Genomic DNA, 14,174 nt, shown 5'->3' with positions numbered 1-14,174 from the left:
TCCCGAAAGCCTTCGGGACGCCTTCTCCTATCAACATGACGCTTCATTTGAAACAACAACTTTTTAAAACCACCCGTTTCCGTCACCGCTCAGCCCGACAGACCGCTTTTACGTCTTCAATCACGCGATCCGCTTCCTCCCAAGAAGCAATGGACGCACCGGCTGCGAGCGGATGGCCGCCGCCGCCGTAGCGTTTGGCGACCACATTGATGACCGGCCCTTTGGAACGGAAGCGGACGCGGATTTCCCGTTCTTCCTCAATGAAAAACACCCAGGCGACAATGCCGTCAATATTGCCGAGCAAACTGACGAGCTGCGACGCCTCAAGCGGGGTGACGCCGTATTCCTCAAGCAGCGCCCGCGGCATTTTCACAGCCGCCACCCCTTCCTCGATCATAAAGTTCGACAACACATAACCGCTTAAGCGGGCGAGCGGCAAGCTCGTCCGATACAATCCGTCGTACAATTCCGTCAGCGAAAAGCCGTACGAAATGAGCTCCCCAGCGTAGCGGAACGTTTTTTCACTTGTGCGCGGAAACAAAAAGCGGCCCGTATCGCCGACAATGCCGGCGTAAATGAGACGCGCCGCCTCAACGGTCATCGTCAACCCTTCCTCTTTCCCCGCCAAATAAAACTCATAAATCATCTCGCTTGTCGAACTGGCGGCGGTATCGACCCACATAATGTCGCCATACGGCGTGTCGTTCGGGTGATGGTCAATTTTAATGAGCTTTCGCCCGAGCCGATAGCGGCTGTCGCAAATCCGCTCCTCATTAGCTGTATCGCAGACGATCACGAGCGCCTGCGCGTACACAGAATCATCAATGACATCCATGTTCCGCAAAAACGACAGCGACGGATCGTCCGTTCCGACCGCGTACACCCTTTTTTTCGGAAACGACGCCCGAAGCAACGCCGCCAACCCGCCTTGCGCCCCGTACGCGTCCGGGTCCGGGCGAACATGGCGGTGGATGATGATCGTGTCAAATTCACGAATCGCATCAAGAATTTGTTGATGAACCGGTTTCATTCGTTCTTCCCCTTTAGTCACCTGTCATATTCAACCGCTGGCATTTTTCCCTGCTTCTATGTACAATGAAAAAAGAAATGAACAACGGAGGGACCCAACCATGCCAGCCCTGGTTATTTTCATTATATTTTCCTTTTCGTTTTACGTCTATTATAAAATCCGCTACGTCCGCTCCCATCGTCCGATGGAACGCCGCTTTCTCTCGGCGAAATCGAGCATGGCGCTTGGACTGTTTGTTGCCTTGTTCGGGATCAACCAATTGTTTTTGTATCAGACAACCGTGACCTATATCATCTGCGCCATTTTTATCGCCTTAGGCTTCGGGAGCGTTTGGGCCGGCTACCGCGCCTACCGCTGCTATCTGCCGCAGGCGGTCGAAGAGGCAAAGGAAGCGGCAAAACAAGGGTAATGCCGTTTGGTGTATGCGCCGGCCAACGATAAAGGAAAAGGATGTTCCAATGAGGAAGTGGACATCCTTTTTTTGCCTTTACCGTTTATCGGTCGATCAGCTGGCACATCATCATGGCTTTGCCGACAAGATCACCTTCGTTATACACTTCGACATCCACTTTCCCGAACTTGCGCCCGAGCTCTAAAAGCTTTGCCCGCACGTCGACCGTGCTGTCGATTTGCACCGGCTTGATGAAGTAAATCGTGATATTTTCCATCACCAAATCGCCGCGTTTGTACGCGCGAAGCATGCGCGCCGCTGCTTCGGTGACGATTGTCGTAAACACGCCGTACGAGAGCGTCCCTAAATAGTTCGTCATCTGCGGCGTAATCGTGCAGCGAAACAGCGTTTCTTTGTCGCCTGACTCACGAAACTGGGCGGTGATGAGATCATCGATCGTCTCCCCGACTTGCGGCTGACGCTGCGCCATTTGCAGCGCTTTTAACACGTCTTGGCGGCTGATGATCCCTTGCAGCCGGTTATAGTCATCCACCACCGGGAGAAGCTCAATTCCTTCCCATACCATAATATGAGAAGCAAACGCCACTGACGTTTTTCCGTTCACCGTAATCGGCTGCTTCGTCATCACCTTTTCGATCGGCAGCTGCCGGTCAACATCCAGCACGTCTTTTGCCGTCACAACCCCTTGCACTTTCAGCTCATCATCGACGACCGGGAACCGGCTATGGCGCGTCTCTTTGTTCAACGCATACCACCGCTCAATCGGATCATTGACGCGCAAGTACGCTGTTTTGTCAAGCGGAATGAGAATATCCTCGACCAACACAATTTCTTTTTTGATGAGCTGGTCGTAAATCGCCCGGTTGATCATCGTCGCGACCGTAAACGTGTCATAGCTCGTCGAAATGATCGGCAGCTGCCGCTCATCGGCGAGCTTTTTCACGTGGTCGGCCGTGTCAAACCCGCCGGTGATGAGCACGGCCGCCCCCGCCTGAAGCGCCAGCTCGTGCGCCTTCGTCCGGTTGCCGACGATAAGCAAATCCCCTGCGCCCGTATAGCGCATCATCGCCTCCAGCTGCATTGCGCCGATGACAAAACGGTTGAGCGTCTTATGCAGCCCTTCACGTCCGCCAAGCACTTGGCCGTCCACAATGTTGACAACCTCGGCGTACGTAAGCTTCTCAATGTTTTCCTTCCGTTTCTTCTCAATCCGGATCGTGCCGACGCGTTCAATCGTGCTCACATACCCTTTGTTCTCGGCGTCCTTGATCGCCCGGTACGCCGTCCCTTCGCTTACGCCCATTTCCTTGGCGATCTGCCGGACAGAAATTTTCTCGCCGATCGGCAGCCGGTGGATGTATTCCAAAATTTGCTCGTGTTTTGTCGCCAACGGTTCTTCACCCTTTACGCGTTTGTTACTTTCATTATAACGGGCCTGGCGGCGGGGATTCAACGGTCGCGCCGGCCATCATAAAGCGCCCTTCCCAAAGCGGGAAGGGCGCCTCTGTTACAGCTCGATGCTTTCCCCCGGTTTCAACGCGCGGCCGACGCCCTGCGGAAGGAGCGAGACGAACCGCTCGGGGTCTTGGGTGATCGGCGGGAACGTGTTGTAATGGATCGGCACGACGAGTTTCGCCCCGAGCCACTCGGCGGCGACCGCCGCGTCTTCCGGCCCCATCGTGAAGCTGTCCCCAATCGGCAAAAAGGCGACATCGATGTTATGGCGCTCGCCGATCAGCTTCATGTCGGAAAACAGCCCGGTATCGCCGGCATGATAGATCGTTTTGCCTTCGGCCGTGAACAAAATGCCGGTCGGCATGCCTAAATAAATGATTTGCTTGTCGTCCGTCACAAACCCGGAGCTGTGGAACGCCTGCGTGAACTTGACCGTGCCAAAGTCAAATTCGCGCGCCCCGCCGATGTTCATGCCAAACGTCTCGACGCCTTGCCAGCTTAAATACGTCGCCAGCTCAAATGTGGCCACGACAAGGGCGTTGTTCCGCTTGGCGATTTCAACCGTATCGCCGACATGATCCCCGTGCCCGTGCGTCAACAAAATGACATCCGCTTTCACATCCGCCGCGTTCAAATCGGTCGTCGTATTGCCGGTGATGAACGGGTCGATCAAAATCGTTTTTCCGTTCGTCTCAATGCGGACGACCGAATGGCCATGGTAGCTGATTTTCATCGTCACATCTCTCCTTTCCACTACACATGATTCGCCGCCGCCCATCCATTTCCTTCTTTTCCCGCCTGTCCATTTACAAACGGCCCGTTTCTTGGTACGCTCAAAATGGACGATCACGAAAAAAGGAAGGAAGGGAACGATGAACCAACGGCTGGATGCTTTTTCATCATGGCTTCAACATCATGATGATTCATTTGCCTTCATTACGTCAAGCGCCAACGTTTTTTATTTGAGCGGCTTTTTTTGCGATCCACACGAGCGGCTGCTTGCATTGCTTGTCTTCCCTGACAGCGAGCCCGCGCTCGTCTGTCCGCAAATGGAAGTCCCGCGCGCCCGCCGGAGCGGCTTTGGGTATACGGTGATCGGCTACGACGACAGCACCGACCCATGGGAAGAGATCGGGCGCCATCTCGAAGCGCGCGGCGCAAAACCCGGCTTGATTGCCATCGAGAAAAACCATTTGTCGTTCGCCCATTTCGAGCGTCTCTCGGCGTTGTTTCCGAACGCCAAGTGGCACGACGCCGAAGAAAAGCTGCGCCAGCTTCGCCTGATCAAGGATGAGCAGGAAATGAAGGTGTTGCGCCAGGCGGCGGAACTTGCCGACAAAGCGATCGAAATCGGCGTCTCGGCCATCCGCCCGGGCGTGACGGAGCTCGAACTTGTCGCCGTTATTGAATATGAGCTGAAAAAACTCGGCGTTGAAGGGATGTCGTTTCCCACGACCGTGCTCACGGGCGCAAAATCAGCCGATCCGCACGGCGTGCCGGGAACGGCGGCGGTCGCACCGGGGGATTTCGTGCTGTTCGATTTAGGCGTCATCGTCGATGGGTATTGCTCCGACATTACCCGCACCGTCGTCTGTCAGACGGCAAGCGACGAACAGCGGCTCATTTACGATACCGTTCGGCGCGCCCAGCAGGCGGCGATCGACGCCTGCCGCCCGCAAACCGCGATGGGCGAGATCGACCGCGCCGCCCGAAACGTCATCGAACAAGCCGGCTACGGAGACTATTTCACCCACCGCGTCGGGCACGGCTTAGGGATCGAGATCCACGAATACCCATCGCTTCATGGCGCCAACAACGAACCGCTCGCCCCCGGCATGGTGTTTACAATCGAACCGGGCATTTACGTCCCATCCATCGGCGGCGTGCGCATTGAAGACGACGTCGCGGTCACGGATCATGGGGTTGAGGTGTTGACGTCGTTTTCGAAGGAGTTGATCATTGTTTAACGAGAGAGGTCATTGGCAAAAGCTGCCGCGAATGAGCGCATCAAAAAAGCTGTCCACCGGCCCGATCCCTAAGCCGATTCGGACAGCTTTGTTTTCTCATCGCCATCAAGGCGGCTCCATCTTCATGGTTTCATCCCTGCAGCAACGAATGAACATCCGTATACGGCATGTTGTGCGCCGCCGCGACCGCTTCGTACACGATGTGCCCGTCGAGCGTGTTGATCCCTTTTAACAGCGCCGGGTTATCCAAGCACGCGGCGCGGTAGCCTTTGTTGGCGATTTGCAAGGCGTATGGGATCGTGACGTTCGTAAGCGCGAATGTCGACGTGCGCGGCACAGCGCCCGGCATGTTCGCGACGGCGTAATGAACGACGCCGTGCTTGACGTATGTCGGATCGTCGTGCGTCGTGACGCGGTCGGTCGTTTCGAAAATGCCGCCTTGGTCAATGGCGACGTCGACCAACACCGAGCCTGGCGTCATCGAGCGCACCATCTCTTCCGTCACAAGCTTCGGCGCTTTCGCCCCCGGGATCAAGACGGCGCCGACGACCAAATCCGATTCCCGCACGCATTCGGCGATATGATACGAGTTGGACATCAACGTCGTCACTTGGTCGCCGAACAAATCATCGAGCTCGCGCAGCCGCTCGGCGTTAATGTCCAAAATCGTCACGTCCGCCCCGAGGCCGATCGCGATTTTCGCCGCGTTCGTCCCCGCTGTGCCGCCGCCGATGATCGTCACTTTGCCGCGCCGCACCCCGGGCACGCCGCCAAGCAAAATGCCTTTCCCGCCGTGCGGCTTCTCGAGAAACTGGGCGCCGACTTGCACCGACATGCGGCCGGCGACTTCACTCATCGGCGTCAACAGCGGCAGCGAGCCGTTCGCAAGCTGCACCGTCTCGTAAGCGATGCCGACCACTTTTTGCTCGACGAGCGCTTTCGTGAGCGCTTCGGCCGCGGCTAAATGCAAATACGTAAATAAAATCAATCCGGGGCGAAAATAGCGGAACTCCTCAGGCAGCGGTTCTTTCACTTTCAACACCATCTCCGCCGCCCAGGCATCTTCCGCTTTCGTCACGATCACTGCCCCGGCTTTTTCATACTCGGAATCGGAAAAACCCGACCCAGCGCCGGCTTCCGTCTCCACATACACGTCATGCCCCGCTTTGACGAGCGTCATCACGCCTGCCGGAGTGATGGCGACGCGGTTTTCATTGTTTTTGATTTCTTTTGGAATGCCGATCTTCATCACTTTTTCCTCCTTTTTCCTTCCCGCTTCTTCTTTTATTGTGCCCCGTTTCGCGCAAAAGCAAACGAAAAAAGGAGGGGGCGCTGTTCTCAACGGAAAAGGTGGCGGTAAATGACGTTCGCTCCGCCGGTGACGTCAATGACGGCGCCGGTGATGAAATCCGAGTCGTCCTCGCATAAAAACGCGATCACGCGGGCGATATCTTCGCCAGTCCCCGGGCGCCCGACCGGCGTTTCCGCATCCCTTCTCGCGCGGGCGTCGGCGATCCCCGCCTCTTTCATGGCGCCGACAATGTTGCCCGGGCACACCATATTGGCGGTAATTCCATATTCCGCCTCTTCCAGGGCGATCGTTTTCGTCAGCGACACAAGCCCGACTTTCGCCGCGCCGAACGCCGAGCGGTGCACCCAGCCCGGGGCATCCGCCGCTCCTTGAAATCCGTACGTAATGATGCGGCCAAACCGCTGTTTTCGCATAATCGGGATCGTCCGCCTTACTAAATGGAAGACCGAGCTCAAATTGCCTTCAATCATTTCGTACCATTCGTCTTCCGTATAATCGGCCAGCTTTTTCCGCTCAAAAATGTACGGCCCTGCATTGTTGATGAGGCAGTCAATGCGGCCGAACCGCTCCATGGCGGCGTCCACAAGCGCCGCTAAATCGTTTTTGTCCGTCACATCTCCCTGCACAAACTGGAGGCGGTCAGCGGCGCCGCGGTACTTCTCGGCAAGCGAGCGCACCGCCTGTTCATCGCTCCGGTAGTTCACCGTCACCGAGTAGCCTTTATCAAGCAGCAGCTCGGTCACTTTTCTCCCCAATCCTTTCGCTCCGGCCGTAATCAAGGCGTGCCGCACCCTTCTCCCTCCTCGTCGCGATTTGCTGTCTCATTTTTACTTTACTATAAACCGGGGCGAACACAAAAAAATAACCATAACGCGTAGGCGCTATGGCTATTCGCCGACTTCGCGGCGCGGGTCGTAATACGATTCGTCATCGTCCACCATCCCGCTTTCATACGACTCGGTAATTTGCTCGGTGATCGTCCGTACTTCCTCCTCATCGTACGGCCAGTCGTTATACCGCTTTTCCATTGCTCTTCCTCCCCTGTTCACAAAATCTCAATATATGGCCTAGTTTCTCGTCAAAGGGCGATGGGTATACCATATATAGAGATAGCATTTTTCACCAAAGGGAGGGGAGAACATGACCATGACCTACCAAACGATCGTCGTCGCCGTCGATGGCTCGAAGGAAGCGGAATGGGCGTTCAAAAAAGCGGTTCAAATCGCCAAGCGCAACGGAGCGAAACTCATTTTGTCCCACATCATCGATTTGCGCGGGTTCACAACCGTGGAAGCGCACGATTACGCCCTCGCCGAACGATGTGAGCAATATGCGAACGAACTTCTGGAACGGTATAAAAACGAAGCCATCGCCGCCGGGCTCGACGATGTGGACATCGCGGTCGAATTCGGCTCGCCGAAAGTGAAAATCGCCAAAGACGTCGCTCCGAAATACAAAGCCGACCTCATCGTTTGCGGGGCGACCGGGTTGAACGCTGTCGAACGGCTCTTGATCGGCAGCGTTTCCGAAAACATCGTCCGCCATGCGAAATGCGATGTGCTCGTTGTAAGGACGCCGAAAGAATAATGTCTTCGTCACATGAAGCAGATGGACCGAAAAACTTCCTTGTCCGATGCGAAAACATGTGACGGTCAAAAAAGAACACCCCGCCGTTACGGGGTGCTAAGCAACTGTTTCGCCTTCGCCAGCGCCGCGCGCACTTCGGCAAAACCGGTGCCGCCGGCGCTGTTGCGGCGGTTGACGGCCGTGCGCGGGTTCAAGGCGTCATAAATATCGGCTTCAAACAGCGGCGACGCTTCCTTATACACCTCAAGCGGCAAGTCGGCCAAAAAGACGCCTTGTTCGATGCAATGCAAGACGAGCTTGCCGACGACCTCATGCGCCTCGCGGAACGGGACGCCTTTTGCCGCCAAGTAATCGGCGAGCTCGGTCGCATTCGAAAAGTCTTGTTTCGTCGCCCGCTCCATCACGTCCGTGCGCACGTTCATCGTCTCAATCATGCCGGTGAAAATTTTCAGCGACCCGACGACCGTCTTCACCGTGTCGAACATGCCTTCTTTATCTTCTTGCATATCTTTGTTGTAGGCGAGCGGCAGCCCTTTCATCACCGTCAACAAGGCCATTAAGTGCCCATACACGCGCCCGGTTTTGCCGCGGATGAGTTCGGCCATGTCCGGGTTTTTCTTTTGCGGCATGATGCTGCTGCCAGTCGCAAACGCATCATCCAGCTCAATGAACTGAAACTCTTGGCTTGACCAAAGAATCAACTCCTCGGCCAACCGCGACAGGTGCATCATGAGCATCGAACTGTTGCTTAAAAACTCGATGATGAAATCGCGATCGCTCACCGCATCGAGGCTGTTTTCGTAAATATCGGCAAAGCCCAAAAGCTCCGCCGTCCGATGCCGGTCGATCGGAAACGTCGTCCCGGCGAGCGCCCCGGCGCCGAGCGGCGAGCGGTTGATGCGCTTTTGCGACTCGGAAAACCGCTCATAATCGCGCTCGAGCATCCAAAAATAAGCCAGCAGATGGTGGGCGAACGAAATCGGCTGCGCCCGCTGCAAATGCGTATATCCAGGCATGATCGTTTCGACATGCTTTTCGGCTTGAGCGACAAGCGCCCGCTGCAGCCCGCGGATGAGGCCGAGAATCTCTTCAACCCGCTTGCGCAAGTATAGATGCATATCGGTCGCCACTTGGTCGTTCCGGCTCCGTCCAGTGTGCAGCTTGCCGCCGACCGGTCCGATGTCGTCGATGAGCATTTTTTCAATGTTTAAATGAATGTCCTCGTAGGCAATGGAAAATTCGAGCTCCCCTTGCTTCGCCTTTTCCAACAGGCGGATGAGCCCGCCTTTGATCTGCTCCACATCGTCTTCAGGCAGGATGCCGCATTCGCCAAGCATCGTCACATGGGCAAGGCTGCCTTCAATGTCTTCTTCAACGAGCTCTTGGTCGAATGGGATCGACGCGCCAAACTCGTCGACCCATTCTTCCGCTGTTTTCGTAAACCGTCCGCCCCAAAGCTTTTTCACGAATCTCGCCGCAGAGGAATGCGACTTCCTCCTTCCTTTCATGAAGTTTCCTTCATTTTCCTTCATTGGCCGGTCGGCACCGACGCCTTGTTTTGCTTGTTCACGATGCTGTGCACTTTCGTCGGCAGGCCGTACAGCGAAATGAATCCGACCGCCGCTTGATGATCAAATTCGTCGTCCGCCGTGTACGTCGCCAATTTTTCATCATAGAGCGAGAACGGCGATTTGCGCCCTTCGACGATCGCATGGCCTTTAAACAGCTTCACGCGCACGACGCCGGTGACGTTTTTCTGCGTTTCTTTCAAAAACGCGACCAACGCGTCTTTCAGCGGTGAGAACCAAAGACCGTTGTAAATGACTTCGGCGATTTTTTGTTCGATGATCGGTTTGAAATGGGCGACTTCTCTCACCAATGTCAAGTCTTCCAGCTCTTTATGCGCTTTAATGAGCGTGATCGCCCCGGGGCATTCGTACACTTCGCGCGACTTGATGCCGACAAGGCGGTTTTCGACGTGGTCGATGCGGCCGACGCCATGCTTGCCGGCCAACGCGTTCAGCTCCAAAATCAATTGCGCAAGCGGATACGCCTTCCCGTTTAACGTCACCGGCACGCCTTGTTCAAAGCCGATCTCGATGACATCCGGCACATCCGGCGCGTTCTCAAGCGAAGCCGTCAGCTCATACGCCTCTTCCGGCGGCGCCGCCCACGGGTCTTCCAAAATGCCGCACTCGTTGCTTCGTCCCCACAAGTTTTGGTCGATGGAAAACGGGCTGTCAAGGTCAACCGGAATCGGAATGCCGTGCTTTTTCGCGTATTCGATTTCTTCCTCGCGCGACCAGCTCCACTCGCGCACCGGGGCAATCACGTCCAAATCCGGATTGAGCGCTTTGATCGACACTTCAAAGCGCACTTGGTCGTTCCCTTTCCCCGTGCAGCCGTGAGCCACCGCCACCGCGCCTTCGAGCTCGGCGATTTCAACGAGTTTTTTCGCGATGAGCGGACGCGACAGCGCCGAAACGAGCGGATATTTCCCTTCGTACAACGCGTTCGCCTGCAAGGCGATGAGCGCATACTCGTTCGCAAATTCGTCTTTGACGTCGATGACATACGATTTGATCGCCCCGACTTTGAGCGCTTTTTCTTTCACGAAATCGAGGTCTTTCCCTTCCCCAAGGTCCAAGCAGCACGCGATCACATCATATCCGCGCTCCTGGAGCCACTTGATCGCGACTGATGTATCTAAACCGCCAGAGTATGCCAGCACCAATTTCGGATTTGCCATGGTCGTTCCCCTCTCCTGTCACATAAATATACTTAAATATAAATAAATATTCAAATTTAATACATTATCACTTTATCAGCTTTCGGATCATTTTTCAATACGTATTCATGAAAAAGCATAAAAATTCCACCACGCTCTAAGGGGACGTTTCGTATAATAGAAGAAAAGGAGGCCATGAGGATGAACGGCATCTTCATCGAAGACAAACGGCTCGGCATCCGCCTGCCGCATCTGGACAAGCCTTGGGAGGACTACAGCCCAAACGAACAAGAGGCGATTTTACTGGAATGGGAAACGATCCGCGGCTTGATCCCCGAACGCATCGCCGAACTGGAGCGGGAAATCAACAAAAAACAAGACGAACTCGGCCAAGAAGCGGATTTCGCGCGCTCGTGCCAGCTCAATGCTGACATCGCCGAACTCGCTTCGATCGTCAACGATTTGTGGATTTGGTATCGCATTGATCCATCCGTTTCATCGCAGACACGGAAAAAAGCGGGTCGAAAAACCATAACACCCCATAACAAATGAGCGCCGATGCCGCTTATCCCTTTTTGAAGACGGCAGACAAACCATGCGGCCGCAACGATTTTGACCAGAAGATCGGGGATTGATGCGGCGGATTCCGCCGCGATGACGAAGGATACGCTGTCGCAAACGAAAGCTTTCTTCGCGATTGAGAGGAGCGCTCAAGCTGGGGAGCTCCTCTTTTTTCATTCTATCCCCTTTCTCAAATGGTTTCCATTTATTATCCTTAAAAAATATATTGAATTTTATTTCTATTTGAATTATTATTGATTTGACTCCTTTTCACACAACGGAGGGATCAGACATGGCCAACAATCGATCACCTGCCTCACTCATTCAATCATTTTCTTGGGATCAGGCATTCGCTCATTACGACTGGGATCCCCGCAGCCGGTTCAACGCCGCCCATGAAGTATGCGACCGGTATGCCGAGGATCCGAACCGCATTGCGCTATTTTATGAAAACGCTTTAGGAGAGCAAAAAACGATCACCTATCGGCAATTGCGCGATTGGTCCAACCAAATGGCGAACGTGTTCCGCAAGCTGGGCGTGAAAAAAGGGGATCGCGTCTGCGCGCTGATGCCGAAAAACCCGGCCCTTGTCGTCTACATTTTGGCGGCTTGGAAAGTCGGCGCCGTGTATGTGCCGCTCTTTACCGCGTTTGGCCCACAGGCGATTGAATATCGCATCAACCATTCCGAGGCGAAAGTCCTCTTGACGAACAAGGAACAGCGCGCCAAACTGCCGCCGCAGGACAACATGCCGACATTGGAACACATTTTTGTCATTGACGGACCGTCTCATGATCAAGACCAGCCATTTTGGGAAACGCTTTCGAAAGAGTCGACTGAGCACTCGATCGAAGAAACGACGGTCGACGATCTGCTCGCGATTCAGTATACATCCGGCTCGACCGGGATGCCAAAAGGCGCCATGTGGCCGCATAACGTGCTCATCAACATTTATCCGTATATGCGCTATGCGATTGGCCTGCGCGATGACGATGTCTTTTTCGGCGGGGCGGATCCGGGCTGGGCGTACGGGCTGATCTTTTGCACCTTTGCACCGATGGCCTTTGGCGTGCCGATCGTCTTTTACGAAGGGCCGTTTAAGCCGGAGACGTGCTATTCCTTGATGGAAAAATACCGGGTGACCAATTTCGCGTACGCCCCGACCGCGTACCGGGCGATGGCGGCGGCCGGCGCGGACGTCATTCGCCGCTATCAACTGAACGTGCGCGCCATGAGCTCGGCCGGCGAGCCGCTCAATCCGGAAGTCATCCGCTTTTTCCAAGAGCACGTGGGCGTTACGATCCATGACCATTATGGCTTGTCGGAAACGTTGATGCTGATCGGAAACTTCAACGCCGCCGAGATGGAAATCCGGCCCGGATCGATGGGATGGCCGCTGCCGGGCTTTGACGTCGCCCTGCTCAATGAGAACGGAAACCCAGTCGCCGACGGCGAAGTCGGACAAATTGCCTTTAACACCGACTCGATCCCCAACGTCTTTAAGGGGTATTGGAAAGACCCTGAAAAAACCGCCGAGCGGCTCGTCGGCAAGTGGTTTTTGACCGGCGATTTGGCGACAAAAGACGAAGACGGGTATTTCTGGTTCCAAGGACGGGCGGACGACATCATCTCGAGCGCCGGCTACCGCATCGGGCCGTTTGAAATCGAAAGCTGCCTCCTTGAGCATCCGGCTGTCGTCGAAGCAGCCGCCGTCGGGAAGCCGGATCCCGTCAAAGGGGAAATCGTCAAAGCGTTTGTCGTGCTCAGAGAAGGCTTTGCGCCGTCGGACGAGCTGGCCGACGAGCTGTCCTTGTTCGTCAAAACGCGCTTATCCAAGCATGAATACCCGCGCGAAGTCGAATTTGTCGCCGAACTGCCGAAAACGCCGAGCGGAAAAATCCAGCGGTTCATCCTGCGCAATCAAGAAAGGGAAAAGCAAAAAAAAGCCTAACCCATAAAGAGGATGCCCCGGCACCGGAGCATCCTCTTGGCCGTTATGGCTCATCGTTTCCGATGCCCAAGATCTTCTTTAAAACGGAGCAATAGTTCTTCACTTCCTTTTCGTTGATCTCATAGAGGTGATAACCGTTTTCTTTCCGCTCCATGATCAGATTGGATTGCTTCAGGAGATTTAAATGCCGTGAAACGGTAGCAACCGTAATATTTAACTGATCGGCCATCTCCTGCGACTTCATGTTTTCTTCATTCGCAATAAATGACAATATTTTCATCCGAACGATTTCAGACAATGATTTGGCAATATCGGCAACATACTGAAGCTGCTCCTCATCATATCGGATCTCCATCCGATTTCCGCTCAAGGAAAGCTCTTTCCCGTTTATATAATGCCTTATATCATAAATAATATGAAGTTCACCGAGCCCCCAAACCAAAATAAATTTCGGTGACACAAAATACGAGGGATACAGTTTGATCAACTTCGTCTCTTTCGTCGGAAACTGTTCTGGGATTGGGTAATCGTACAATAGTTTTCGAACCATTTTCTCAATCCCCGACTGGTTGAGTTCTGCTCTCAATCGCTCATTCGCCTGATCCCAAAGAGGGGACAGGATTGGCTCAATATGGACGTAGCATTGCTGATAAAAATGTTCCCAAAGATAGGTCAGTTCCTGCAAATATTGCTCATAGTTCTGCGCGAATTCAAGCTGTTCGGCATTCACAAATCCGCCCAACGACGTGATTTTCGAGCGAATTTCATCGAACGGGGAAGCGGTTTGCGTTAGACAAATCTCGATCTCCTTTTCAGACAAGTAACGACCGAATAAATAATACAAAAACTCATACTGGGACACACGGTCGATATATGCCATGAGTTGAGAAAAGGTATGAGGGGCAGGCAAATCGACCAAAAATTCTGCGAGCTGTGCCCCATACTCATACCGACCGTAAAATTTTTTCAGCAACGATTCATGTTCCCGAAAAAACTGCTCAAAACGAGCAACCGAGAAATGAGGTTCACCATCCATTTTTCCCGATGAAATGTAACACTTCCTTAAACACGCCATCATTTCAAATAAAGAAGAGGTCGATAGTTCTACTTTACAATAATGGTTCACTTCTTCCATTGTGTATACAGCCATTCGACATCCCATACTTTCTGT

At 54.1% G+C, this 14,174-nt stretch carries 14 protein-coding genes; 5 read left to right on the top strand and 9 right to left on the bottom strand.

Translation table 11 applies throughout. From position 1 onward, the window contains the following. Positions 1–82 precede the first annotated feature (82 nt). Complete coding sequence (locus tag GC56T3_RS04095; RefSeq protein WP_013144508.1) at positions 83–1,030, bottom strand: bifunctional oligoribonuclease/PAP phosphatase NrnA; 948 nt, start codon at positions 1,028–1,030, stop codon at positions 83–85. Positions 1,031–1,130: 100 nt separating this feature from the next. On the opposite strand from GC56T3_RS04095, the gene GC56T3_RS04090 reads away from it, so the two are divergent. Continuing rightward, positions 1,131–1,439, top strand: a complete 309-nt coding sequence (locus GC56T3_RS04090) for a YtpI family protein (RefSeq protein ID WP_013144507.1) — start codon at positions 1,131–1,133, stop codon at positions 1,437–1,439. Between the two features lie 85 nt (positions 1,440–1,524). Here GC56T3_RS04090 and GC56T3_RS04085 read toward each other — a convergent pair whose 3' ends face one another. Together GC56T3_RS04085 and GC56T3_RS04080 are read right to left on the bottom strand one after the other, a co-directional pair. Continuing rightward, a complete protein-coding gene (locus GC56T3_RS04085; RefSeq protein WP_013144506.1) occupies positions 1,525–2,832 on the bottom strand; it encodes a CBS domain-containing protein in 1,308 nt (435 codons plus the stop codon). Positions 2,833–2,949: 117 nt separating this feature from the next. Continuing rightward, on the bottom strand, positions 2,950–3,630 hold the full coding sequence (locus GC56T3_RS04080) for a metal-dependent hydrolase (protein ID WP_013524309.1): 681 nt from the start codon (positions 3,628–3,630) through the stop codon (positions 2,950–2,952). A gap of 139 nt (positions 3,631–3,769) precedes the next feature. On the opposite strand from GC56T3_RS04080, the gene GC56T3_RS04075 reads away from it, so the two are divergent. Further along, positions 3,770–4,864, top strand: coding sequence for a Xaa-Pro peptidase family protein (locus GC56T3_RS04075; RefSeq protein ID WP_013144504.1), 1,095 nt, complete (start codon positions 3,770–3,772; stop codon positions 4,862–4,864). Between the two features lie 130 nt (positions 4,865–4,994). Here GC56T3_RS04075 and ald read toward each other — a convergent pair whose 3' ends face one another. From ald to GC56T3_RS19565, 3 genes are all read right to left on the bottom strand, one after another. Further along, on the bottom strand, positions 4,995–6,113 hold the full coding sequence (gene ald, locus GC56T3_RS04070) for an alanine dehydrogenase (protein WP_013144503.1): 1,119 nt from the start codon (positions 6,111–6,113) through the stop codon (positions 4,995–4,997). An 89-nt stretch (positions 6,114–6,202) separates the two neighbouring features. Further along, positions 6,203–6,967, bottom strand: a complete 765-nt coding sequence (locus GC56T3_RS04065; RefSeq protein WP_013144502.1) for an SDR family oxidoreductase — start codon at positions 6,965–6,967, stop codon at positions 6,203–6,205. A 96-nt stretch (positions 6,968–7,063) separates the two neighbouring features. Continuing rightward, a complete protein-coding gene (locus tag GC56T3_RS19565) occupies positions 7,064–7,204 on the bottom strand; it encodes a hypothetical protein (protein WP_013144501.1) in 141 nt (46 codons plus the stop codon). Between the two features lie 112 nt (positions 7,205–7,316). Here GC56T3_RS19565 and GC56T3_RS04060 point away from each other — a divergent pair, with 112 nt between their 5' ends. Then, entirely contained in the window at positions 7,317–7,763 is a 447-nt protein-coding gene (locus GC56T3_RS04060) for a universal stress protein (protein ID WP_013144500.1), read from the top strand. 86 nt (positions 7,764–7,849) lie between these two features. On the opposite strand, the gene argH is transcribed toward GC56T3_RS04060, so the two are convergent. Together argH and GC56T3_RS04050 are read right to left on the bottom strand one after the other, a co-directional pair. Then, a complete protein-coding gene (argH, locus tag GC56T3_RS04055) occupies positions 7,850–9,229 on the bottom strand; it encodes an argininosuccinate lyase (RefSeq protein WP_041468224.1) in 1,380 nt (459 codons plus the stop codon). Between the two features lie 62 nt (positions 9,230–9,291). After that, a complete protein-coding gene (locus GC56T3_RS04050) occupies positions 9,292–10,512 on the bottom strand; it encodes an argininosuccinate synthase (protein ID WP_013144498.1) in 1,221 nt (406 codons plus the stop codon). Positions 10,513–10,692: 180 nt separating this feature from the next. Between GC56T3_RS04050 and GC56T3_RS04045 the strand changes: the two genes are divergently transcribed. Further along, positions 10,693–11,043, top strand: coding sequence for a hypothetical protein (locus GC56T3_RS04045; protein WP_013144497.1), 351 nt, complete (start codon positions 10,693–10,695; stop codon positions 11,041–11,043). A 301-nt stretch (positions 11,044–11,344) separates the two neighbouring features. Next, a complete protein-coding gene (locus GC56T3_RS04035) occupies positions 11,345–13,003 on the top strand; it encodes an acyl-CoA synthetase (protein ID WP_013144495.1) in 1,659 nt (552 codons plus the stop codon). Between the two features lie 43 nt (positions 13,004–13,046). Here the strand turns inward: GC56T3_RS04035 and GC56T3_RS04030 are convergent, their stop codons facing one another. Next, a complete protein-coding gene (locus GC56T3_RS04030) occupies positions 13,047–14,138 on the bottom strand; it encodes a helix-turn-helix transcriptional regulator (protein WP_227456689.1) in 1,092 nt (363 codons plus the stop codon). Between the last annotated feature and the right edge of the window lie 36 nt (positions 14,139–14,174).

The sequence above is a fragment of the Geobacillus sp. C56-T3 genome (assembly GCF_000092445.1).
Classification (GTDB): domain Bacteria; phylum Bacillota; class Bacilli; order Bacillales; family Anoxybacillaceae; genus Geobacillus; species Geobacillus thermoleovorans.
Note: the sequence above shows the minus strand (reverse complement) of the source record. Positions and strands in the feature narration are given on the sequence as shown.

Coding starts and splice junctions, on each gene's coding strand:
- GC56T3_RS04045 (WP_013144497.1), top strand. CDS start 10,693: ATGAACGGCATCTTCATCGAAGACAAACGGCTCGGCATCCGCCTGCCG.
- GC56T3_RS19565 (WP_013144501.1), bottom strand. CDS start 7,204: ATGGAAAAGCGGTATAACGACTGGCCGTACGATGAGGAGGAAGTACGG.
- GC56T3_RS04060 (WP_013144500.1), top strand. CDS start 7,317: ATGACCATGACCTACCAAACGATCGTCGTCGCCGTCGATGGCTCGAAG.
- GC56T3_RS04080 (WP_013524309.1), bottom strand. CDS start 3,630: ATGAAAATCAGCTACCATGGCCATTCGGTCGTCCGCATTGAGACGAAC.
- GC56T3_RS04030 (WP_227456689.1), bottom strand. CDS start 14,138: ATGGAAGAAGTGAACCATTATTGTAAAGTAGAACTATCGACCTCTTCT.
- GC56T3_RS04050 (WP_013144498.1), bottom strand. CDS start 10,512: ATGGCAAATCCGAAATTGGTGCTGGCATACTCTGGCGGTTTAGATACA.
- GC56T3_RS04090 (WP_013144507.1), top strand. CDS start 1,131: ATGCCAGCCCTGGTTATTTTCATTATATTTTCCTTTTCGTTTTACGTC.
- GC56T3_RS04035 (WP_013144495.1), top strand. CDS start 11,345: ATGGCCAACAATCGATCACCTGCCTCACTCATTCAATCATTTTCTTGG.
- GC56T3_RS04095 (WP_013144508.1), bottom strand. CDS start 1,030: ATGAAACCGGTTCATCAACAAATTCTTGATGCGATTCGTGAATTTGAC.
- ald (WP_013144503.1), bottom strand. CDS start 6,113: ATGAAGATCGGCATTCCAAAAGAAATCAAAAACAATGAAAACCGCGTC.
- GC56T3_RS04075 (WP_013144504.1), top strand. CDS start 3,770: ATGAACCAACGGCTGGATGCTTTTTCATCATGGCTTCAACATCATGAT.